21 protein-coding genes and 2 pseudogenes are annotated in these 22986 nt (G+C 45.8%); 11 read left to right on the top strand and 12 right to left on the bottom strand.

The genetic code is table 11. The annotated features are described in order from the left end of the window. Nucleotides 1-91: 91 nt before the first annotated feature. Nucleotides 92-2296: a TonB-dependent receptor gene (locus HQN79_RS10985; RefSeq protein ID WP_173286478.1), complete on the bottom strand. Its 2205-nt coding sequence runs from the start codon at nt 2294-2296 to the stop codon at nt 92-94. A gap of 328 nt (nt 2297-2624) precedes the next feature. Then, a pseudogene (locus HQN79_RS10980) lies at nt 2625-3590 on the bottom strand (IS5 family transposase). 276 nt (nt 3591-3866) lie between these two features. Between HQN79_RS10980 and HQN79_RS10975 the strand changes: the two are divergent. From HQN79_RS10975 to HQN79_RS10960, 4 genes are all read left to right on the top strand, one after another. Continuing rightward, on the top strand, nt 3867-4097 hold the full coding sequence (locus tag HQN79_RS10975) for a DUF2188 domain-containing protein (RefSeq protein WP_238843369.1): 231 nt from the start codon (nt 3867-3869) through the stop codon (nt 4095-4097). Between the two features lie 65 nt (nt 4098-4162). Further along, nucleotides 4163-5077: a phosphoribosyltransferase-like protein gene (locus HQN79_RS10970; RefSeq protein WP_173286474.1), complete on the top strand. Its 915-nt coding sequence runs from the start codon at nt 4163-4165 to the stop codon at nt 5075-5077. A gap of 3 nt (nt 5078-5080) precedes the next feature. Next, nucleotides 5081-7075 carry an ORC-CDC6 family AAA ATPase gene (locus HQN79_RS10965; RefSeq protein ID WP_173286472.1) on the top strand — a complete coding sequence of 665 codons (1995 nt, stop codon included), beginning with the start codon at nt 5081-5083 and terminating at the stop codon, nt 7073-7075. A gap of 11 nt (nt 7076-7086) precedes the next feature. Next, the gene (locus tag HQN79_RS10960; protein ID WP_173286470.1) at nt 7087-8049 is read left to right on the top strand and encodes a hypothetical protein; all 963 of its coding nucleotides are present in this window, start codon (nt 7087-7089) and stop codon (nt 8047-8049) included. Here HQN79_RS10960 and HQN79_RS10955 read toward each other — a convergent pair. Next, a complete protein-coding gene (locus HQN79_RS10955) occupies nt 8038-9237 on the bottom strand; it encodes an N-6 DNA methylase (RefSeq protein WP_173286468.1) in 1200 nt (399 codons plus the stop codon). The genes HQN79_RS10960 and HQN79_RS10955 overlap by 12 nt on opposite strands. A 92-nt stretch (nt 9238-9329) precedes the next feature. Here HQN79_RS10955 and HQN79_RS10950 point away from each other — a divergent pair, with 92 nt between their 5' ends. Together HQN79_RS10950 and HQN79_RS10945 are read left to right on the top strand one after the other, a co-directional pair. Further along, on the top strand, nt 9330-9725 hold the full coding sequence (locus tag HQN79_RS10950) for a hypothetical protein (protein ID WP_173286465.1): 396 nt from the start codon (nt 9330-9332) through the stop codon (nt 9723-9725). A gap of 137 nt (nt 9726-9862) precedes the next feature. Further along, complete coding sequence (locus HQN79_RS10945; protein ID WP_173286464.1) at nt 9863-10429, top strand: thioredoxin family protein; 567 nt, start codon at nt 9863-9865, stop codon at nt 10427-10429. A 135-nt stretch (nt 10430-10564) separates the two neighbouring features. Here the strand turns inward: HQN79_RS10945 and HQN79_RS10940 are convergent. Both HQN79_RS10940 and HQN79_RS10935 read right to left on the bottom strand, forming a co-directional pair. After that, nucleotides 10565-10711, bottom strand: a pseudogene (locus HQN79_RS10940) (thioredoxin family protein); the annotation flags it as partial. 91 nt (nt 10712-10802) lie between these two features. Then, nucleotides 10803-11429, bottom strand: coding sequence for a LysE family translocator (locus HQN79_RS10935; protein WP_173286462.1), 627 nt, complete (start codon nt 11427-11429; stop codon nt 10803-10805). A 254-nt stretch (nt 11430-11683) separates the two neighbouring features. Between HQN79_RS10935 and HQN79_RS10930 the strand changes: the two genes are divergently transcribed. Continuing rightward, nucleotides 11684-12550 (top strand): SMP-30/gluconolactonase/LRE family protein, encoded by an 867-nt coding sequence (locus tag HQN79_RS10930; protein ID WP_173286460.1) that lies wholly within the window; start codon nt 11684-11686, stop codon nt 12548-12550. An 88-nt stretch (nt 12551-12638) separates the two neighbouring features. Here HQN79_RS10930 and HQN79_RS10925 read toward each other — a convergent pair whose 3' ends face one another. Together HQN79_RS10925 and HQN79_RS10920 are read right to left on the bottom strand one after the other, a co-directional pair. Beyond that, nucleotides 12639-13250 carry a superoxide dismutase gene (locus tag HQN79_RS10925; protein WP_173286458.1) on the bottom strand — a complete coding sequence of 204 codons (612 nt, stop codon included), beginning with the start codon at nt 13248-13250 and terminating at the stop codon, nt 12639-12641. 90 nt (nt 13251-13340) lie between these two features. Continuing rightward, the gene (locus HQN79_RS10920) at nt 13341-13637 is read right to left on the bottom strand and encodes a YcgL domain-containing protein (RefSeq protein ID WP_173286456.1); all 297 of its coding nucleotides are present in this window, start codon (nt 13635-13637) and stop codon (nt 13341-13343) included. Nucleotides 13638-13787: 150 nt separating this feature from the next. Between HQN79_RS10920 and HQN79_RS10915 the strand changes: the two genes are divergently transcribed. The 4 genes from HQN79_RS10915 to HQN79_RS10900 all read left to right on the top strand — a co-directional run bounded on the left by HQN79_RS10915 (nt 13788) and on the right by HQN79_RS10900 (nt 18173). Continuing rightward, entirely contained in the window at nt 13788-14744 is a 957-nt protein-coding gene (locus HQN79_RS10915; RefSeq protein WP_173286454.1) for an NAD(P)H-binding protein, read from the top strand. Nucleotides 14745-14832: 88 nt separating this feature from the next. Next, a complete protein-coding gene (locus tag HQN79_RS10910) occupies nt 14833-16083 on the top strand; it encodes a multifunctional CCA addition/repair protein (protein ID WP_173286452.1) in 1251 nt (416 codons plus the stop codon). Nucleotides 16084-16134: 51 nt separating this feature from the next. Then, nucleotides 16135-17808, top strand: coding sequence for a cation:proton antiporter domain-containing protein (locus tag HQN79_RS10905; protein WP_173286450.1), 1674 nt, complete (start codon nt 16135-16137; stop codon nt 17806-17808). A gap of 32 nt (nt 17809-17840) precedes the next feature. After that, complete coding sequence (locus HQN79_RS10900; RefSeq protein WP_173286448.1) at nt 17841-18173, top strand: DMT family transporter; 333 nt, start codon at nt 17841-17843, stop codon at nt 18171-18173. Between the two features lie 11 nt (nt 18174-18184). Here the strand turns inward: HQN79_RS10900 and HQN79_RS10895 are convergent, their stop codons facing one another. The 5 genes from HQN79_RS10895 to HQN79_RS10875 all read right to left on the bottom strand — a co-directional run bounded on the left by HQN79_RS10895 (nt 18185) and on the right by HQN79_RS10875 (nt 22922). Then, complete coding sequence (locus tag HQN79_RS10895; RefSeq protein WP_173286446.1) at nt 18185-19441, bottom strand: hypothetical protein; 1257 nt, start codon at nt 19439-19441, stop codon at nt 18185-18187. Continuing rightward, nucleotides 19438-20187 carry an outer membrane lipoprotein-sorting protein gene (locus HQN79_RS10890; RefSeq protein ID WP_173286444.1) on the bottom strand — a complete coding sequence of 250 codons (750 nt, stop codon included), beginning with the start codon at nt 20185-20187 and terminating at the stop codon, nt 19438-19440. Before HQN79_RS10890 ends, HQN79_RS10895 begins: the two co-directional genes overlap by 4 nt. A gap of 19 nt (nt 20188-20206) precedes the next feature. Beyond that, entirely contained in the window at nt 20207-21448 is a 1242-nt protein-coding gene (locus HQN79_RS10885) for an ABC transporter permease (protein ID WP_173286443.1), read from the bottom strand. Further along, a complete protein-coding gene (locus HQN79_RS10880; RefSeq protein WP_173286441.1) occupies nt 21445-22152 on the bottom strand; it encodes an ABC transporter ATP-binding protein in 708 nt (235 codons plus the stop codon). Before HQN79_RS10880 ends, HQN79_RS10885 begins: the two co-directional genes overlap by 4 nt. Before the next feature lie 200 nt (nt 22153-22352). Continuing rightward, the gene (locus tag HQN79_RS10875; protein ID WP_173286439.1) at nt 22353-22922 is read right to left on the bottom strand and encodes a Tll0287-like domain-containing protein; all 570 of its coding nucleotides are present in this window, start codon (nt 22920-22922) and stop codon (nt 22353-22355) included. Nucleotides 22923-22986 lie beyond the last annotated feature (64 nt).

Below are 22986 nucleotides of genomic sequence, written 5' to 3'. Positions count from 1 at the left end.
TTTCGCCCCAGCGAAAACAAAAAACGGCACATGAAGTGCCGTTTTTTTGTTGGTGCTGTTATTTCCTCTGAGGTTTCATTCGAAACCCGCTTTAGAATTTAGCGTTGAAGCCAAGATACAGGCTGCGTCCTGCACCCGGTACGGCTAACAGTGGAACACCGCTGATTGACATGGTTTTACCTTCACCCGTATAGGCGCCGCCGGTCGGCAGATCGTAGGCCTTGTCGAACAGGTTATCGACACCAATATCGAAGCGGAAACGTTTAACCGCATAACTCAGTTTCAGGTTTACCAGCGTATAAGCGGCGGTATCCAGTTCATTGCGGACGTCGGAAACACTGTCTTTGGCTTCTACCATAACCACTTCAAGTGCATTGCTCCAGCGGTTGATTTTCTGCATCAGTGTCACCGTCGCATTCAACGGCATAATGTTGTACAGGTTGTCGTTGGTATCCAGATTTTCGCCGCGCGCGTAATTGACTTTCGCTTTCGCATTCCAGTCACCGTATGCATTTTTGCCAAGATGGGTGTTTGCGGCGATGTCGATACCGTAAATGCGCGCCGTCTGGTTGGTGTATTGCAGAACGTTAAAGCCGTCGAAGCCGGTAAGCGCCAGTGCATCGATATAATCCTCAACATAGGAGAAATACGGCATAGCCTGCAGGCTCCAGCTACGGTCTGCTGCATGCCAGTCCAGATTGGCGCTGACGGTATAGGCGACTTCCGGTTTCAGGTTGATGTCACCGACATAACCGTTGCCGTCACCGACGAAGTTGTTCATGACCGCCGCCATGGTCCAGGTTGACCAGGTGTAACGTTCATACAGATTAGGCGAACGCACCTGACGCGCCAGACCGAAATCCAGATCAAAGGTATCGCTGTGCTGATAGCTGGCCAGAGCTGTCAGGTTCAGGTTGTTATCGGTTTTGGAACGGTCAGAGGCATTAAAGGCTTCGGATTCCGTAAGTTCATTGGTGGTCACAACCTGGTTGTTCGGTTTGGTGAAGGTATCGCTGTCATGATACCCCTGAACGTCACCGGCATCGCTTAGTACCTGCTCAAAGCGAGCGCCCAGACGGGTTTTCCATGCGCTGTTAAGCTGCTTTTCCCAATCCGCAAAAAGCGCGTAGCGGTCACGGGTTCCGTCGTTAATGTTCCAGAAAGTGTTCGGACTCATCCCTGCTGAAGCCGGGTTCGGATCCCAGTAATCATCCAGAGCGAACTGCTGGATTTCAGTACCGACGACCAGGTCGCTGCTCGCGCTTAAAGGCAGGTCGGCAGACAGTTTAAAACCGTTAGTCGTGCTTTCCGTCACCATCGGCATCTGGGTCTGGATTTTATAATCCATAAACGCCATTTCATGATCGACCTGTTCGTTATAGGCTTGCAGATGAACTTCACCCCAGTTTAGTGATTTGTCGAAAGAGACATTGAGCTTGGTGCTGTCGTTGGCCGTCATATCCATTCGCTGGTTAGGATACTGCTCGTAAGGCGTGTTTTGTTTGGTAACACTGGCGGTCAACAGGCTGTCATCGCCTTTATAGGCCGCGCTGAACTTGTGGTTCATGACCTTGTAGGCGGTTCCGGCCACTTCGTCTTTATCGGTCGTTGAACCTTCGGTGCCGGATGTGAAAAGGGTGCCGGCCGCCGGGTTGGTAGTGGTGGTGAAAGTTTTGAAATCACTCGCCGCATCGTAGTTGCCCGACTCCGCGTAAGAGCCTTTGTAGGTCAGATTCAGTTTGTCGCTGGCGGTGGTTACAGTCAGGTTGGCGCCTTTTGCCTGTCCATTGCTGCGCAAATAACCGCCATATTCACCCTGGGTGATCTGTTCGCCGGCCGGAGCAAATACCGGATCTTCAGTTTTGACCAGAATACTTCCGCCGATGCTGTCGCCGCCGACGCTGGCTGGAGTGATGCCCGGGTAGATTTCAATTGATTCCGCCTGTGTCGGAGAGACATAAGACAGAGGCGTGTTCATATGATTCGGGCAGGAAGCGACAAGCTGCATACCGTCCAGCTGAACGTTCAGGCGGTTGTCGGCAATACCGCGGATGACCGGAAATCCGGAGATACCGCCGGCCTGATTGACGGAGACGCTTGGCGATTCGCTCAAGATGCCGGTCAGATCACTGGACGAAGAGGTGCCGGATTGAATGGCTTCTTTGGAAATATTGCTCAGGTTGATTTCAGAATTTTCTGAGGATTCAACAACGGTGATTGCCGGCAGATCCTGCGCAGCAAAGGCCGAAGTCGCCATTAAAGAAGGAATTAGGGAAGCGAGTAACTTTTTTTTCATCGTCTTTTTTCGGTAAGTTTAATCAGATGGCGGAATTGTACCGGGAGACGGGCAAAATTGCCTGTGACAAATTGTCGCACAAGTGTGATTTATGAGGGGGATAAGGGAGTGTTAAGTAGTAAAGAGCGATTATTCTCGCTCTTACCCCCTTTCTTGGTCAGAACATGAAAGAAATTAACAGTGTCTTGTTTATGGAAACGCCAAATAAGTCCTGTTTCCTCGATTGCTTGAGCTGAAATTCTAAAATTGACTGAATTCCGGTCATTATTCTGCCATTTACCACTTGAATTTCACTGAAAACAGGGAATTCAGGTGGTTTTAGACACACCTACCCTGCATTTCGTCGAATCAGCTGGTCAATCTTGAACACGTTAGCGAGCGAAAATAACATTGAAAGCTTGTTATCATTTTTCGCCAATCCACGATAACGGGTTTTGGTAAAACCAAACTGTCGTTTGATCACTTGAAACGGATGCTCGACCTTTGCACGAAGACTCGATATGCCGTATTCAATGTTCAACGCGACTTTGTTTTTTCGAGGATGTTTCTTCAGTGCAGCAGTTTTGCTTGGGCGTTGCGAAATAAACCAATCAACGTCATGATCTTTGAGTTCTTCTCGTTTCTGTGCCCCAAAATATCCTGCATCCGCAAACACCACCGATTCATTCCCATGCAATAACGTGTGCCTTGGTTTAAGTCATGTTCATTCGTTGCTGTGGTGCTAAACGAATGCACAATACCGCATCTGGCATCCACGCCAATATGCGCTTTCATAACGAAGTAGTATTGATTGCCTTTCCTGGTCTGATGCATCTCGGGGTCTCGTGAGCCCGTTTTGTTTTTGGTTGAACTCGGGGCGTCGATAATGGTGGCATCAATCAAGGTGCCTTCGCGCAAAAACTCATTGGCATCCGTTAACCACTGGTTCACTTCCTCAAAGATTTTTCGTGAGAGATGGTGTTTTTCTAGTAGGTGTCGGAAATTCATAATGGTACAGCTGTCAGGCACAGACTGATTTAAACCTGCAAACTGACGCATTGAAGACATCTCATAGAGCGCATCCTCCATCGCTTCATCAGCAAGGTTATACCAGTTTTGCATGCAATGAATTCGTAACATGGTTGAAAGCGGATAAGGTCTGCGGCCATTGCCAGCTTTTGGATAATACGGCTCAATAATTGCTTCAAACCGTTTCCGCGGCATCAGCTTTTCCATTCGACCAAGAAACTTCTCTTTGCGTGTCTGGCGTTTTTTTGTGAGTGAGCTCACTGTCTGAAAAGCTGAGTTGAGTCATTATGAGTACCTGAGTTCAAAAACTGGCCAAATTATCGCATAGCTACGATGATTGGAGACTTAATCTGTGTTTCCTTAGCTTTAAATAGCTCGGTTTTAAATGAACGTTATCAGGTAGTGAATAAACCCCAAGTAATTTCCCTATAAGTCGGTTTCATACTCTACAGGGCGAAGATTAGGGGTGAGAGTGTCATAGGCGGTGTTTTTGAAAAATTTAATAGATTATGATCCTTGTTAGATAACTCAATTTTGAAATGTTAATTCTATGGAGATTGTTGTGACTAAGAAATGCACTCATGTAGTTCCCAATAAAGAACGAGGTGGTTGGGATATTCGTCAATCTGGTTCAGAGAGGTCTTCCGGTCATTTTGATAACAAGAGGGACGCAGAGGCTCGGGCGCGAGAAATTAGTCGCAACCAAGAAACTGAATTGGTTATTCATAACAAAGACGGAAAGATTGCACGGAAAGATAGTCATGGTAATGATCCTCATCCACCAAAAGGTTAAGTTTTACACATGTTATGATATTTATTATTTCTTAAGAATATATGTAAGTTGAAAAAGGTAAGGTTGTGGCATTTCATATACCGGAGAGTGGATATCATTTTTTCGAACAAACTGTTCGAAAGGTGCAAATTCTAATTTCAAAGAAAGTTTGGGGTGAAATTGACAAGCTTGCTTTCGATACTTGGTTAAGAAACTTTAATACTGATGAAGAGAAGTATTTTGCCGCACACCTATTGGATGCATTGATTTTTCGAAGCGATAAGATGATAAATTCCAGTTTCTTTGAAATTTTTTATCAAACTATTCCTAGGATTCTAAAATACAAAGGATACGTAAGTCTATTAGATGATTACCATGAGAAGTTAAAGATAAAAGAACCTTATTCAATAAAGTTTGTCACGGTTGAAAAAGACTCTCCTGGAGCTAGTGGAGATTTATTTATACGAAATTTTAAAAAGAGTCTTCGAATACACAAATCACACATAATTAGTTTAGCTAAAGCTGCCGAAATCGTTGACCAAATAGATGTACTCGTATTTATCGATGATATAACCGGTACCGGGACTCAGTTTTCAGCGTGTTTGAATAAAGTGTATGGGAAAAAAGGACAAAGGCTATGTGAAATATATAGTGAAAAATTGATTATTTACTGTCCATTAGTTGGTCATACAAAGGCTCTAGCAAAAATTAGCAAATTTCCCTCAGTTTATGTCTCTCCTGTAGAAGTGTTAAGTGATGAGCATAGCTTTTTCTATTCAAAAAACGGTTTATTCAGGGATGGAATAAATTCAGTGTCAGATGCATTAGAGTTTTATAAAAATATTTTCATAAGTAGGGGGATAAAATTAAGCGGTCCTTTAGGGTTTAAAAAACAAGCTCTGACGTGCTTTTTCTCGAATGCTTCTGTTCCCAATAACAGTCTGCCAATTTTTTATTATGATGAGGATGAAGCAAAATGGAAACCTATCTTTAGGCGATAAGCGATGAAAGACAATATTAAAGATGCATTTACAAAGAATAGAGCTGAATATTATCCAGATGATGTTTATGGCGTGTTTGCAATTCCTCCTTTTGTAAAAAACTATAATTTTCTAAATATCAATCAGTCATGGAGAATAGTTGGCGCCAGAGGGACTGGCAAGACGATGTTTTTGAAGTCTCTTTGTCATGCAACGGTGTTTTCGCCAAAGAGAAGTGATGTAAGTATAGAGTCGGTTAAAAATATTGGTGTTTATTGGAGGCCAGATACACAGCTATGTTCCCTGATTTCAGATAGTTGGCTCGGACCGCAGTGGAAGATGGCTTTTTTGCACTATTTGACCTTAATTTTGCTTGAGGAAATTTACCATTCAATCAAAAGTATCCAAAAATCAAAACTTGATTTAGGTGGAAGAGATTTACTAAAAATTAAAATAGACTCTATTTTAAAAGAGTGTTTTGAGCAACCTATAGAAAAGATCTCTGATTTAAAGGACTTCTGTAACAAGCAAAAGTTTCAATTATCCTTTTGGTTGAATAATTTTAATGTTGTTGAGCAACCAAAGTTCTTATCTCCATTTCCACTAATCCCTACTCTTATAGACGGGATAGTAGAGCATATTGATGAACTATCGGATATGTCTTATATGGTTTACGTCGACGAGTATGAGAATTTGGCCAAAGTTCAACAAGCTTTAATAAATGATTTTATCAAGCACAGCAGGCCTCGACTACGATTTAGTTTTGCTATGAAGAAATATGCTGAGGTGTCTCGAGATACGAGTGCGACTGAAAAGATAAGCGAAACTCATGATTTTAAAACTATAGATTTGGATACTGAAACCACTGCTGAAGAGTTTAAGTTAATGGCTGCTGAATTTGTTGTTTATAGGCTTAGGCAGGTTGGAGCAATTGAGGCAGACCCAGATTATGACAATCCCGAAATTCTTACTGAGGAAAAACAGTTAAGTTTGAGATTAGATGACTATAGAGTGCAAAAATTTGTAGATATAGCATCTGCAATTTTCCCTTCTATGAGTTCGGGTGAAGTGGCTGAAGAGATTTTGAGTGATAAGACTTTAAGAAATAAACTCTTAAATATAATAAAAGTGGGTTTAAAGAATGCGAATAGCAATATTAAGCCAGAGGATTTTGTTATTGATAGTCAGCCTGAAGCTTCGATTGTAACCGCAGCGATCCTAAATAGAAAAAACCAAGATCCCAAACAGGTGTTGAGTGAGCTTCTGCAATGGGCTGATGGCAGGAAAGAAGATAACAAGTTTAAGGGGTGGATTGAAAATAATATATTCGGAGTGATTTTTATGATTTATAAATCGTTCCCGAAGCGAACAACTCCTTTGTATGCTGGGTTTGAACGATTTTGCACACTTTCTAGAAAAAATATGAGGCATTTTCAAGAGCTTTGTCATGAGGCTTTAATTGAATCATTGGCTGAAATGCCCGACGGCTTTAGTTCAATTCCGATTCCTATCCAAGCGCAGGCTGCTAGAAAAGTAAGTGAGAAGAACTTAATTGAGGTCGTTCCAAGCCTTGGTGAACATGGAGAAAGCCTGCGTACATTTGTTGCTAGGCTAGGAATGATATTTTCAGTCGCTGCGAAAAGATATTCGCAGAGTGAGCCTGAAATCAATCATTTTTCAATTAACATATCTTCGGGCTCTTGTCTGTCTTCTGAACTTCAAGAATTAATAAGAAGTGCAAAGGTTTGGAATGTTCTTTTTGAGGAAAACAAAACGAAAAGTAAGTCGGATGATATTGCAGATAAAGATTATGTGCTAAACCCTATTTTCGCTCCTTTTTATGGTATTAGTTATAGAAAAATACGAAAGGTAGAGTTTAATGAGGGAGAAGTTAAGGCTCTTTTTCTCGGAAGTGAGGAAGACTTTGAAAGCGTGTATAAGCACTACCTGGCTCGATGGAAAAATGCAGAAAATGAAGGGGTTGAGTCGATTCTTCATCAAAGTGTAATTGAGTTTTAGGAAGTTAACTGATGAAGTTTTTGTGTGATCAAAAGACCAGCTCAATAGATCAAATCGAGTTTAGAGATGGGTATGACAGTATATTTATTGGTAGCTGTGTAGACTTAGATGACCGTTCTGAATTGGTAAATAAATACATATTAAAAGGCTTTTCTAAAAAGAAAATTTTTTATGTTTTTTATGATAGTCAGAGTTTCAAAATGCAAGTTAATGGCAAGATCTATACCTTGGATCAAGCTTTTAATTTAATAAGTGAGGTCGCGGGAAAGAGTGTTTTGATAGAGTGCACAACAATTGATTTTGTTGAACTTACTTTTATTTTGAAACAACTTTATGGCAAAGTTGATGCAATTGATTTTTTATATTTATCTCCTGATTCTTATGGTAAAGGCTTCTCTCCTTCTATAAATACTCATGACTTTCAATTAAGTGATTCCTTTAAGAAATCCATGCCGGTTCCTGGCTTTACCCCTATGTTAGGCTCTCACGGCAGCAAAGTTAGTTTAGTGGCTTTTGTCGGCTTCGAAGGAAGTAGGGTTGGTAGGGTTTTGAATGATGATGAAAATGCTACTATTAAAAATTTGTTGATTGCATTTGCTGTGCCCCCTTTTCAGTCAGGATGGGAAAATCATTCAATTTTTCAACATGCTCAGTTTCTTGAAGAGAGTGTCTGCGGAGAGGCGGAGTTCATTTCTGCATATTCCCCATTATCTACATATGTGTTTCTAGCAGATAGGATTGAGCCTGTTATTGAAGACAATGACGTGCTTCAAATAGCTGCATATGGAACTAAGCCTAGCTCCATTGGAGCGTCAGTTTATGCTGTTGAAAAGCTATTGGAGCAAAATGAAAAAATGTTAGCAGGTGATTTTTCAGGGATATTGCAAATATCGTTACAGTATGATTTCCCAAATAAATCTTCTCATAGGTCATCAGGAGTTGGGAATGTGTATCTGTATAGTTTAACGAGTTAGGCCTACTAGTGGCATATTGAATATGTCCTGTGTAGTAAGTAATTTTGTACAGCTTCCTTTTGAATGAAGGTCTCTCCAGAATTGGTTTTCTTCAGTTTGAAGCGCATCAAAAACTTTTAAAGCCAGGCTCTCGGGTACATTTAATCTAAATACAGAGTCAGTAACAACGGCATTGCCTTCCGATATGAATACTTGATGTTGATGACACTTACGCCCTATGCGAGGAATTAAAATATCGCTTTTTTGAGCGACATGTTTGGGGCTGTATTTTTTTATTAAGTCTAGATTCCCTTCTAATTCAATATTCGATGATGTGAATTCTTTAAATGAAGATGTATGAAAGAAAACGGTGTTTTCTTTTTCAAGTTGATTTTTTGTTTTATTTCCTCGGTTTATGGAGGATGTAAGATCTCCTAGAGAGAGATATTTAGCTCTCATTTCTTTAATTTGTTCAAGGTGTGATAGGTATTTGATATCTGCCCTTTCAATACAAAACTTTTTGGAAATTTCCCTGTCGTCAATAATGTCGCCATTAGCTGTGACGTGTCCTATGGAAATATTATGATCAGGATTAACCGTTTTCCTTCCTGAAATCAAATATGTTTTAACTTCTGCTGAATCAAAGTACCTAGAAGAAATCTCATATAGTCTTATGTTGCTGAGATTTTTAAAAATAAAGGTTCTTACGAATTTCATTTTTTCATTCGAAACTATTGATTCAGGAATGATCAATGAAACCATTCCACCAATTTTTGTTGATTCAATATATTTGGCAATAAAGACAATTTCTGCACGAACAGTACTGCTGTTTTTTAATGAAGTGGATTCATAGTTCCGTTCAATTAAATTGGCTATATGTGATGTTGTTTTCGTTTTAATAAACGGAGGATTGCCTACAGCTATGTCATAGAACTCTTTTTTAAATTCTTGTGAAAGTGCGTTTATATTCTTTTTATCCCAATTGGGATGCTTTTTATTCAAATATTCGATGTTTTCGCTATCAATGTCACAAGCTTCGAAGTTACTGTTCGGCAGAATTTTTTGTAACGGTGTTAGTAGAGATCCAGTCCCACAAGCCATGTCAATAATATTCAAAGGCTCTTTGGTTGAAGGTGACGTAATCAGTTTGGCCATGAGTTTACTTATGTTGTCAGGGGTATAAAACTGACCAAGTTTTGATTTTTTCATAGGTTCTACTACTAATTTCCTTATTTTATATGATTTTATCATATTTTACGGTGTATAATCCAGTCAATTCTTTTATAAAATCATATTTAGTTATGAGAAATCAGATAGATAAAAATGCATTAATAAATATTTGTGATCGCTTTTTAGATGTTTCAGAAAATTATCTCGGTCTGTCGATGAAACGGTTGGCAGATGAGTTGGGGTATAAAAATCAATCAACATTAACGAAAGTCAGGAATAGGAAGGGGTTTATCGGTCCAGATAAACTTCAGTTGTTTGGAAGTCTGACAAATAATAAAGGGGAGCATCCTAACATTCATTTCATTATTACAGGGGAAGAACCGGTTCTTATTAAGGGAGAAAAGGAAATCGAAAGAAGTGAAATGGTAAGCAAGGAAGGTGATGAGATTAATCTTTTGTCAAAGCGTCTTGTTGAGAAGGTTGGAAGTCAGAAGGCTAAAGAGCTATTGAGTATTATTCTTACATGAGTTTGTGATTTTTTTATTGGGAATGTGTCATTAAATAGCAAAAACATAAATAGATTGTTTCTGTTTTTTATAAGTAATTTGAGGCGATCTATGCCTTTAGTTGGACTTGTTTAGAAAACAAGTAAAGGGGATGCGTTATGGTTAGTTTGACCACGCCGGTTTGCGACTTCGACCAGCCGGCCATCGATTTCAATCTTTCTGACGTAGATGGCCAGGTTTGGACGCTTGAGAAAGCCAAAGGCGAAAATGGCCTTTTGGTGGTTTTCATGTGCAATCACTGTCCGTACATAAAAGCGATCCTTCCAAGACTGGTTGAGGATGCCAGAATATTAAAAGAGGATTTTGGGGTTAACACCATTGCAATAATGTCAAATGACCAAACTCTTTATGAGGAAGATTCGGACGAAAATATGAAGAGAGTTTCTGAGGAAATGAATTTTTCTTTTCCATACGTTATGGATAAATCACAAGGAGTCGCCAAAGATTATGGTGCCGTCTGCACTCCCGATTTTTTTGGATACAATAAGTATTTAAAGCTTCAGTATCGTGGTCGTTTCGATGCTTCACGAAAAGACGCTGCGCCAGAAGGCTCTAGAAGAGATTTGTTTCAAGCCATGAAGGAAGTCGCTGAAACCGGTAAAGGGCCATTAGAACAAGTTCCATCTATGGGATGTTCAATTAAGTGGAAAGATGAAAACAATTAATGGGGTTAACTTTCTTAACAATTTGTATGTTGATGGTGGAGTTTTGTACAGGAATAATTAAAAAATTTGTATCTTTACAAAAATGTGGTGAAACGAATTAAGTGCTTTTATAAAGTACCCTTTTTAGAAAGGGGTTGGTATGGTTCTGCAGATAAACATCACCAGCAGACCGTTTTCTCCTTTGGCTTTTTCCAGCGTCCAGTTCTGACCGTCTACGCCGGGCAGATTAAAGTCGATGGCGTCTTTGCCGAATTCACAGACCGGGGTTGTTAAGCTGACCATTTGTCTCTCTCCTGATTAAAGTGTTGGGTTAGTGGCATTTTATTGCAAATTCAATGGCAAAGCACTTTGCTGATGCAGGTGCCTGAAAAGGCTATACCTGCGCGGCGAGAAGATTAATCGCCAGAGCGATAAATACCGCGCCGGCGATGCGGTGCAAATAGAGCTGCGCTCTGGGGGAGTGTTTGAGCCAGTCTCCCAGTCTTCCGGATAAGAATGCAATGGCGCTGAAAATGCTAAATCCGACCACAATAAAGAGCGCGCCGAGCAGAAAGAGTTGCGGCATAAGCGGCCCGTTTTGCGGCAAAGCGAACTGCGGCAGGAAGGCCAGAAAAAAGACCAGAATTTTCGGGTTGGAAATGTTCATTAATATGCCGCGACGGTACAGTTGAAACGGCGTTAGCGACTGCGTTTTGCTGCCGGAAAGTCTTGCGGCCGGAGAGGATAAAATCTGCCAGGCGAGATAGAGAAGGTAGAGCGCACCGATAACTTTTAATACCGTAAAAGCGGCCGGGGACGCTTGTATCAACGCCGCCACGCCGACGGCAACCAGTGTGGTATGTACAATCAGTCCTGTACACAGTCCAAGGGTAATGATTAAGCCGTTTTTCGCCCCGGAAAGCGCCGATTGGGTCAGGACATACAAATTATCGGGGCCGGGCGCGATGCTGAGCAGGGCCGAAGCGACAATGAAAGGAATCAATATCTCTGGTGGTAGCAAGGTTTTCGCCTTTGTTGAATGCTCAAAATAAAACGTTGTGCTGCTGTGTTTTCCGGTTGTACCGCTCTCTGTGCAGAGGCCGGGGGCGTTCAGAGTCGGCCGATCGAATTTTATTATAGCGGGGATGCTTGCAGTATGCTGCTCATGCAGTTGATTCGGCCGAATGACAGGTGAAAATAGCTATCCAGATTTGCGTAAAAAATCGTATGATTGGAATGGCACGATTTTCAGGATTATTTTGGAGAGAACATCTTATGAAACGATTATGGCTTGGCTTGCTTTGTGGCTGTTTTTCGCTGACGGCGAATGCCGATATGACCGTTGAAAATGTCGGTTTCGCGACGCCGGAGTCTGTCGAGTATTCGGTTAAGACGGATCGTTATTATGTTGCCAATATTAACGGCAGTCCGTTCGGCAAGGATAATAACGGCTTTATTTCCTTGCTGAATCCTCAGGGGGAAGTAGAGCAGTTGAAATGGGTTGAAGGCGGAAAGCATGGTGTGGTTTTGAATGCGCCAAAAGGGATGGTGGCGATCGGTAACCGTCTGTATGTGGCCGATATCGACCGGGTGCGTATTTTCTCTTTGCCGGAAGGTAAGCCGTTGCTGGAAATCCCGGTACCGGACGCCAGCTTTCTGAATGGTGTAACGCCGGCCTCGCAAGGCGGTGTCTGGGTGACCGACAGCGGTGTCAAGGAAGGCTTTAAGCCGAACGGTAAGGATGCCATTTACCATATCAGCCCGCAAGGCGAGTTGACGACTCTGGTCAAGGATATGGATCTGGGGCGTCCGAACGGTATTTTGGAAAAGAATGACGAATTGTTGATGGTGACCATCGGTAGCGGGGAGGTGCACCACTTCGATCTTAAAGGAAAGCTGTTGCGCAGCGAAAAAATGCCTTTCAACCGTCTGGACGGGCTGATTGAAGATGTCACCGGGAAAGTGATTTTTTCAAGCTGGACCGCCAAGGCCGTGCTGCAGTGGCAGGACGGAGAGGCACCGAAAGCGTTGTTTGAGAATATGCAGTCGCCAGCCGATCTGGGGCTGGACAGCCAGCGCAACCGAGTGTTGATTCCGTCATTTATGGAGAACAAAGTTTGGATCAGAGATCTGCAGGATTAAGGATTCCGACGTTTTCGAAGTAATAAAAAAGCCGGAGTGAAATCCGGCTTTTTGGGTTTTGTCTGCTTGTGTTTGCAGTCGCTTGGAATTACTTCTTAGCGGCAGTGTACAGCTCTTCAACCTTGTTCCAGTTGACGACATCCCACCACGCTTGCATGTATGCAGGGCGCAGGTTCTGGTAACGCAGGTAGTAAGCGTGTTCCCAAACGTCAAGACCAAGAATAGGCGTCCCTTTGGTTTCGGCAACGTCCATTAGCGGGTTGTCCTGATTTGGCGTAGAAGAGATTTCCAGTTTGCCGTCTGCAGAAACGGTTAGCCAAGCCCAGCCTGAACCGAAGCGGGTTGCACCGGCGGTGTTGAATTTTTCTTTCATCGCATCAAGGCTACCGAAAGTCGCGTTGATGTCGTCAGCCAAAGCGCCGCTTGGTGTGCCCATGCTGTCGCCGGTCATGATTTCCCAGAAGAAAGCGTGGTTCCAGTGACCACCACCGTTGTTACGCACCGCAGGAGAAATTGATCCGGCATTCTTAACCAGTTCTTCCAGAGACTTGTCCGCATATTCGGTATCTGCAATGGCGTTGTTCAGATTAGTGATGTACGTATTGTGGTGTTTGGTGTGGTGAATTTCCATGGTACGCGCGTCGATAGAGACTTCCAGCGCATCGTAATCATAAGGTAGATCCGGTAGCGTAAATGCCATGATGTTTTCCTTTTATCTCGGTGAATTAAAACGTCGAATAGTTATTGTAGCTAGCGCCTGCTATTTGTAAATACACGTAGCCTTGCTGTTTTAATAAATATTGTCCAGGTTTTCCGGAGGTGGTGCGTAGTCGCTGATTTTTTCGACTTCCGTAGGGGGCATCTGCATAAAGAAGCCTTTGGTGGTTACCGATTGATAAACTTCGGCGGCATCTTCACGCGCCATTTTGCGATCCGGGCTCAGGTCAAAGTCAATGACATGCTGCGGCTCGCCGAACATTACTAAAAGTTCTTTAGGCAGTTTCTCGAGTCCATCCTCATGCGGAACAAAGAGGTAAAGCTCCTCTTTTTTTGGGCTGCGGTACGCAGAAACTTTTATTGCTTGCATATAAAAAAGCCTATTTCACTGAAATTATTAAATTAATTAGCCGGCTATTGTACCAAAAACTTCCGCAGGCCGAGACCATGAAATACTTGACCAACACGCGGATGATTGATTATCCTTTGCGGATTTGAAAAATAAAATTGGATTTTAAAGATGTTAGGAAATCAAGTCACCGTCTTTGGCGGCACAGGGTTTGTTGGTCGTGCGGTGGTGAATCAGCTTTCGAAAGCAGGCTACCAGACACAGGTCGTGGTTCGCCGTCCGGAGCGTTTCCGCGAGTTTGCTCTTTATCCGCAAACCAAGCTTGTTCAGCTGGATTCGTATGATAATGCCGAGGCGCTGGCAGCGCTGTTGAAGGGCTCGAAAATCGTTATTAATCTGATTGCTGATCGTTCTACCGGCACCGAATTGGTGGAAAAGGACGATCTTGATTATGTCTCGCTTAAGCTGAAAACCGCTATGGAGAGCGCCGGAGTCGAGCGTGTTCTGAGCTTGTCGCGTATCGGTGCGAGCACCGAGCAGGACAGCCACTGCTGGCTGGGTTCGCTGGCCGAACTGGACAACCATATGAATACTGTGGCAAATGCCAAGGTTACCGTCTTCAAAGCCGGTCTGTTGATCGGTGAAGATGACGATACGACCGCGCCGTTTGTCAAACAGCTGCAACGCATGCCGGTGCTGATGGTTGCAAATTCGAGCACCGAAGTTCAGCCTCTATGGGTTCGGGATTTTGCCGAAGCGATGGTCGCGTCGATCAAAAATCCGGCTACCTTCGGTCACAAGTTGGAAGTCGCCGGTAATGAAGCGATGAGTTTGAAACAACTGGGTCGCCTGGTTGCCGAAAAAATGCAGATCGAAGATGCGGTGGTTTTCCCGATGTGTAATCTGAATGCCAGAATTATGGCGGCTTTGGGCGGATTGGCTCCGTTCCAGTCGGTGAACAAGTCGCAGTTGCTGACCTTGAAGAAAGATGCGGTGACCGATCAGTCGTTTGCCGAGCTTTTCGGTTTCGAACCGGCCAGCATTGAGTGGGTGATTGCCGGTTACGCCGCGCCAAAACATCTGCGCGAACGCTATAATAGCTACCGTAAGTACGCGAATCGTGATTGATCCTGATACAGGACGAAACGATTTCATAAAAAGCCGTCACTTGACGGCTTTTTTTATTTTTCAGCACCGTTTTTAGATGGGTTTAGGGATGCAGGTTTATCTGGTCGGCGGCGCGGTCCGTGATGCGCTATTGGGGATAGAGGTTTATGATCGTGACTGGGTCGTCGTCGGAGCGACGCCAGAGGCGATGCTTGGTAAAGGCTTTGAACAGGTCGGAAAGGATTTTCCGGTTTTTCTGCATCCGCAAACGCATGAAGAATATGCACTGGCGCGTACTGAGCGTAAGCAGGGCAGCGGTTATCACGGCTTTGAGGTGTTTGCCGATCCTTCGGTGACGTTAGAGGATGATCTGATCCGCCGCGATCTGACGATTAATGCTATGGCTCGCAGTGAGGATGGCGCGATTATCGATCCTTACGGCGGACAGAAGGACCTTCAGGCGCGGGTTCTGCGTCATGTCTCTCCGGCTTTCAGCGAAGATCCTTTGCGAGTATTGAGAGTGGCGCGTTTTGCCGCGAAATTGGCGCCTTTCGGCTTTGAACTGGCCGAGGAGACTCGAGAGCTTATGAGTGCCATGACCGCCAGCGGCGAATTAGCCGAATTGACGCCGGAGCGTGTCTGGCAGGAAGTGGTTAAGGTCTTGAATTCGCCGCAGCCAAGCCGTTTTTTCGAGGTACTCGACGCTGTCGGAGCCACCGAGGTGCTTTTTCCGGAACTGAATGCGCTGCACGGCGTGACACAGCCGGAGAAACATCACCCGGAAGGGGATGTCTGGATTCATACTATGATGGTGCTGGAAGCGGCGTGCCGGTTAAGCGGTGATCTGTCGGTGCGTTTTGCCGCCCTGGTACATGATCTCGGTAAAGGGATCACGCCAAAAGAGCTGTGGCCGAAACATCACGGTCATGAGGCGGCCGGTATCCCGCTGGTTAAGGCGTTATGCCAACGTTATCGCGTGCCGAAAAAGATCGAACAGTTTGCGCTTAAGGTAACCGAATACCACGGTCTGATTCATAACGGGCTGGACAAGGACGCTAAACCTTACCTGAAACCGAAAACCTATCATAAGGTTTTGCAGAACTGCGGCGCCTATAAAGACGCGGAAAGCTTCGAGAAAATCCTTATCGCCTGTATGGCGGATGCGCGCGGACGTTTGGGTTTTGAGGAGACGCCTTATCCGCAGAAGGCCTTCTGGCTGGAAGTGTTGGCAGCGGCTTCGCAAGTCGATAATCAGGCGATTATCGCGCAAGGGTATCAAGGTAAAGAGATTGCCGAACAGATCGAAAAGACGCGGATTCATAATATCTCTCAATTGATTCGCAACGAAAATCGGGTTTAATAACAAAGACCCTTATCTGATAAGGGAATTTGGCATTCTTAGGGAGTCCGTATGCTGCTGTTATTTACCCTGATTCTTTCAGTGGTGCTGCTGGCACGCTTTTTTGAAGAGCGTTTCAGGGTTCCCTTTGCCTTAAGCTCGATTTTTTTAGCCTATCTGGCCAATTTTGTCTTCGATCTTCAGACGTTTGGCGACTTTTTCCCCGAAATCGTCTATCTGATGCTGCCGATTATTCTGATTCCTGACGTTCTGGGAGTGTCGCGCAGTGAATTGAAAAACAATCTGGTGGCCATTACCTATCTGTCGCTGATTGCGGTCATTCTTTCGATCGCAATGGCGATCGGCATCACCTATCTGGTGCTGCCGGAATATTATTTTGCGGTCGGCGTTCTGCTGGCGCTATTCGCCCCTTTAATGGCGACCGACGTCGTTTCGGTGACTTCGATTTTCGGACATTTCAAGCTGCCGGTAAAACTCAAGCTGTATGCCGAGGGAGAGAGTCTGTTCAACGATATTACTGCGATGATGATCTTCTTCTTTGTCGCATTGCCGTTGATATCGGGCCATGATTTCGCTTTTTCACAGTTCACACTGAATTTCGGCAAGATGCTGTTTGAGTCGGTGCTGATCGGGCTGGCGGTCGGCTTGATGGGCTATTATGCGTTCAAGTTTTTCTCCGACAGTGTCGAACAGTTCCTTTCGCTGTATATCATGGCCAGTATGGCGTTTCTGGTCAGCGAGCATCAGGGGGTCTCCGGGATTATGGGCGTTGTGGTCACCATTCTGTTGTTCAAATATCTGTTCGACAAGGAAGGTCACTATAAAAAGTTGGATGCTTCGTCGTTGTATGGTTTTCTGAACAGCGAAAGTGCTTCCGAGGTCAATTTCCGCGCCTATCGAAAAGAGGCGCACTATCTCGGCTTCTTTGCCAACGGGGTGATTTTTGTCGCTATTGCCAGTGTGGTCGATTTGCAGCTGCTGTGGAAATATCATCTGGAAATTCTGCTGGTCTTTGTTTTGACGACATTGATTCGCTTTTTGATGATTTCGCCGCTGATCTGGTGGAAGAAACATCCTTTTCGCTGGTCCGGCGCATTGACGCTGGCCGGAATGAAAGGCGGGCTGGCAGTGATTATGGTCTTTGCTCTGCCCGAAGATTTTATCTATCGGGAGGCTTTTATGGCGATCGTTCTCGGGGTAGTGATGCTCTCGATGTTCGTCTATACCGGCTTGTTGGTTCCCTTTCTGAAATATTATGCGGCCGGTTTCGCACTCGACAAAGCGGACGACCGGCATCACTATTCTGACCAGGAAGCTAAAGAGCAATTGAAGAAAATTCTGCAGAAAGACAGTAAGACGCAGGCTTATAATGCCCTGGTATTCGAGGAGCTGGTCGAAAAGGAGATGGCGCGCTCGCAACGCCATCTGGAACCGTTTGCACTTTTGGCGTTTGAGACCGAGGACGTCAAACTGATTAAACATAAAGTGCTGCCCTTTTTGAGGAAGTCGGATTATTTCGGCAAACTTGGTCCTCAGCGGTACGCCATTTTGGCCACTTACTCGGATATTGATGCTGCGACCATCTTTGCCCATAAGCTTAAGGATCGTTTGGGGGATTTGCATATTGCCGTGGCCGAATATGCCACCGGCGATACGCTGGAGATGCTCTATGATAAGCTCGAGACCGCTTTTCACAGCCGTAAGCCGATCGATATCGAGATCTGATTCAAAGAGATAAAGGAATAGAAGGACTGACTATGAAATACTGGCTTTTTTTGGCTTTGGCGACGGTGGCGGAAGTTTTTGCCACTTCGGCACTGAAAGCCAGTGACGGCTTTACCCGTTTAGGGCCTACGCTAGTGGTTGTCATCGGTTATGCAATCGCCTTCTATTTCCTTTCGCTGAGTCTGAAACAGATTCCGCTCGGGATTGCCTACGCAGTCTGGGCAGGGCTGGGGATTGTCCTGATTGCCGTGATCGGCTGGTGGCTGTACGATCAGAAACTGGATCCGGCGGCGATGCTGGGCATCGCTTTGATTCTCGCCGGTGTGATGGTGATTAATCTCTTTTCGAGAAGCTCCGGGCACTAAAACCGTACTGTCTAAAAATACCAGCGCCAGCGTAATTCGATTTTACGGTCACTCAGTTTTTCACCGTATTCGCTCCAACGACTTCCTTGCAGAAAACCGGCTCTGAACCGCAATTCATGATTTTTCAAAGGGGTGTAAACCCATTCCGGAGTCACGGCGCTGCTGTGATCCTCCGGGTTGTAGAAAAGCGTGAGCGCGGCGTTGAGGTACACTATGTCCCACCAGTCTTTGAGGCTGGCGCGCAGGTACAAACTGTTGCGCCCGACATTGCTGAGGCCGTAACCGGCCGTTCTCGCTTGCTGCGCCAGTTGCAGATCGTTTAGGTCTTCGCTGGAGGCCAGTTGATAGAAGGTGCGCATTTCATCGGTGCTATAAGCTTGCGGCTGATGCAGCCATTCCAGAATCCAGGTGATTTCTCGGCTGTCCAGATAACGTAAGCCGATCAGACTCTGGAATTGGGCATCCCTTTGGTTTTGTATGACGTTGTCCACCAGAAGAGGGCGTTCAACGGCTTCGCGCCAGGCGAAGTCTCCGTGTACTTCAAGGTTGCTGCTAAGGTTGCTGGCAAAACTGACGCCCAAGGCATTCTTGTTGGTTGAAGAACGGCTCAGATAAAAGTCGAGATCGGTCATATCGATCAGCAGCGAAAGCTTGGCCGCCATTAAAAGCGTATCGCTGTCGGTCAGGTCGCTGTTGACGGCTTCACTTCTCGGTAACGCGTACAGGCCACCACTGATATTACGGATTGGGCCGTTGAGGCTATGTGTCCACTCCGAACCGAGCATGACATAACCTTCTCGGTTTACTTCAGGGTCGTCGGGGTTTTTAGGGCGCTCGATAAAACCGACCGGGTTCCATGCATAGCCTTTGCCCCATTTGACCGCTTTTTTACCTATGTCGAACTGCCATGAGGTTGTCGGTTGAAGCTGCCAGTACAATTCCTGAATGGTGCGATTGCTCAGCGTTTGTAAAGTATCGTGCTGATAGCTTCCTAAGCCGCGGAAGCTGATTAGGCTGTTATCGAAACGGTACAGGCCGTTCAGTTCCAGTTCTCCGTAGTAACGTTGCAAGTCTTCGGGAGTTTGATCGCGAAAGCTTAAACGGCTAAGAGCGGCGTTCTCGTCAACTTGAAGATGCGTTGCGGTCAGGTCGGCATGACCGAAAAACTCATACGGCTTCTTCTGATAAGCCTGCAGGTCGAAACTGAAGTCTTCCGCCTGACTGTTGAATGCCGTCAGGGCGATCAGCAGTGCAAGTGAAAACCTCATTCTCTAAGCTCGCCGACCTTGTTCATATAGTTCAGCGAGAAAACCTCGTCATTGAACTCGCGCGGTTGAATGCCGTCGAACAGCATGACCGATTTGTAGCCTTTGTACAGAGGACTGTCGGTTTCCAGCATGGCCGGACGGATATAGCCGTTGCCGAAGTCTTTGATTTTGCTGTAGTGCAGTGTTTTGATGAGCATGCCGCTGGCCGAATAGGCTTCGATTTTTAGTGGTGTTTTGTATTCCTTGTCGACCCACATTTTCAGCTGGTCATAGGCAACGCTGCGGCTTTTCGCTTTCAGTGTCAGCAGGTAGTGCTGTGCTTCTTCGAGCATTTCCGTGGCGTCGTATTCGACGCTGTAGTCAAGTTGCAGGATATCGGAGTTATTGAAAACGCCGCCGACCACCGATTGCAGGCTGGTGATACGCAACGGCTTGCCGACATTGGGGATGTATAGCCACATATTCTCGCCGATACGCAGACTGGAACGTCCACGCTCGCTGGCCGGGTCGAGAAACAGCGCCAGCATTTTATCCTTGCCCTTTTTGACCGTGTAGAGCACAAAGGATTTCTGCTTGCCGTTCGGCTCGATATTGATCAGCTTGCGATACATTTCGTAGCTTTGCGGCTGTAAGCGCTGGTCGACTTCCAGCAGCAGGGCATTAGCCGCAGTTGCATCCTGCGCCTGAGCGGAAATTAAGTTTAAACTGCTTATGAGCAGGAAAAACGGGACGAGCAAAGATTTCATCAGTAGGACTCCGTGCGGGTTAAACTTGACGCAAAGCGTCGACCGGGTTCAATTTGGATGCTTTCCACGCCGGCTGCAAACTGGCGATTACGGCGGCGGCGATGACGATTAGCGAGGCGAAAAGGACGTCTTTGAGCGCCAGTTGCGGATCGAGAATCAAACCGCTCTGGCGGCCGAAGGAGAAGCTCAGTTCCGCCTGTTGCAGGCCGAAAATCACCAGCGCACTGATCAATACGCCGATCAAAGCGCCGGCGATACCGAGCAATAGCCCTTCGGTAATGAACAGTTTGAGGATGGTTCCCGGCTGGGTGCCCATTGCCGCAAGGGTTCCGATTTCGCGGACACGTTCATAAACTGCCATAATCATCACGTTCATTACGCTGATAAGGACGATCGCCACCAGCATGATCTTAATGAACAGCGTCATCAGATCAATCATATTGGCAATGTTGGAGAAAGGCGAAAGCTTTTCCCAACTGTGAATTTCGAAAGCCGGTTTGCCCTGTTGGTTCTGGAGTGTACCGAGCGTTTGTTGCAATTTCTGCAATACCGCTTTCTGCTGTTCGGGCGATTTAAGGCGTATGGCAATTTCGCTGATTTCATTGCTCTCCAGACGGAGCAGTTCACGCGCATCGTCTAGGTGCAGGTAGCCGTCGCGACCGCCAGGGCCGGAAAGGCCTTCAAGGATACCGGACACCTGAAAATTCATGCCGTTGACCGAACCGTCGCGATTGGTGGCGACCAGCACAATGGAGTCGCCGACTTTAACCTTAAGTCCTTTGGCGATCAATTCGGGAATCAGTATTTTGCCGGGTTCGACCAGCTGTTGCGGTTGCTCGCCGAGGATGCGTCCCGGTAGGTCCGGGCAGGCTTGAATTTCCCTGTCAGGCAGAACACCGTTGAGGCGGATATTGGTGGTTTCGTTAAAGTTACTGAACATGGCGCCGAATTTCAGGCGCGGCGACCAGCCTTCGATTTCCGGAATGGCGTCAAGTGCCTCTTCGGCTTTGCTGACCATTTTCGGTTTCATATTCATCGTCAGCGGCAGACTGTCGATGGAGGAGACATAGCCTTTTTTGTGAATCTGCAGGTGACCGAGCATGGAATCGGTAATCTGGCCGATCATCATGTTTTTAAAGGAGCCTGAAGTGCTGATGAACAGTAGCATGGCAACCACGCCGAGCGTAATCAGTAGAGTGGTCAAGAGCGTTCGTCGCTGATAACGCCAAAGGTTGCGTCCGGCAATGCGTAGAATTTTCATGCGCGCTCTCCTTCGGTTGCTGTCTGTCGATGCTCGCTGATTTCACCGTCTTCGAGGATAAACAGGCTTTCGGCGGCATTCATGATTTTGTTGTCGTGGGTCGAGAAGATAAAGGTGGTGCCGAAATCGTCGCGCATCTGTTTCATCAGATCGATAATCCGGAAAGCGGTCTGATGGTCGAGGTTGGCGGTGGGTTCGTCGGCCAGCACCAGTTTGGCTTGGGAAGCGAGTGCCCGGGCGACGGCAACCCGCTGCTTCTGTCCGCCGGACAGTTGGCTTGGAAATTTGTTGGCTTGTTCTGCTATGCCGACGGCTTCCATCAATGTTTTGACTCGTTGCTGACGTTTGGCCAGCGGCCAGTTCTGAACCATCAACAGCGGATATTCTATGTTTTCGGCCACGGTCAGAACAGGAATCAGGTTGAAGTCCTGAAAGATAAAGCCGATATGCTCGCCGCGGAATTTCGCCGCCTGTTTGCGGTTCAGGGTGCTGATATCGGTATTATTGATTAATAGCTTGCCGTCGCTTGGCTTGTCCAGTCCACCGATCATGTTGAGTAGTGTGCTTTTTCCGCTGCCTGAGGGGCCGACAAAAGAGACAAAGGAACCCTGTTTGATATTAAAGTTGGCATTACGGATTGCAGTTACTTGCTGTTCGCCAACCAGGTAGCGTTTGACCAGATTGCTGGCTTGTACAATATCCATCGATCTTTTTCCTGAAGAGAGGCTTGTTGAGTAGTGATATGAAACCGATTTAATCACACGCTAATGGGAGGGGAAAGCGGAAACTTGAGGCAGGTGAAAGTTTGATGATTCTGGATAAGATTTATAGGACATATGTATTGCAGACTCAAGCGAATTTGCTCGCTGGAATCTGCATTTTTAGACGGGTGAGGGGCTATGAATCAGTTAGCCGCTTTCTGGAAACTGAAGGCTCCACGAATATCGCCTTCTTTGAAGCCGGTTGCCTTATCGTTCGGATACAGTTGCGCTAGCTTGGCTTTGACGCCGTCAGGGATCTGTTCTGCCGAACCGTGACAGGTCAGGCATACGCCGCCAGTCATAACCGGTTTCATATAACGGATGGTTTCTTTGCCTTCCGCTTTGACGATTTCGAATTTTTCCAGTGTTTTCGGGCTGACGCCGGCAGCGATCTGTTCTTCGAACCATTTCAAAGTTTGCGTTTCCCAGGCGTCAGGCGTGGCCGTTGCACCGCGCGGCTTCAGACTGACACGGTTGACGTTCCAGTCATGTTTCTCGCTGACGGCCTTGGCAATTGCCGGCGCTTTGGTGTTACACATTGCGACCGCTTCGACCGGCCCGCCGGCTTTCATCGCGCCTTTGAGGGCCGGTTTAAGCTGTCCGCCAAATTCTTTAACCATTTGACGCGCTTCTTGCAGGTCGCTATTTACTTCGGATGCATGTGCATTAAGAGTCAGACCGCCGATTAATGCGGTAAGCAGAATTTTTTTCATGTGAAGGTCTCCTGATGTGTGTATTTATTGGTGTATAAGAAAATCTAATAAGTGGATATTAGCA

It is taken from the genome of Thiomicrorhabdus xiamenensis, from assembly GCF_013282625.1.
Classification (GTDB): domain Bacteria; phylum Pseudomonadota; class Gammaproteobacteria; order Thiomicrospirales; family Thiomicrospiraceae; genus Thiomicrorhabdus; species Thiomicrorhabdus xiamenensis.
Note: the sequence above shows the minus strand (reverse complement) of the source record. Positions and strands in the feature narration are given on the sequence as shown.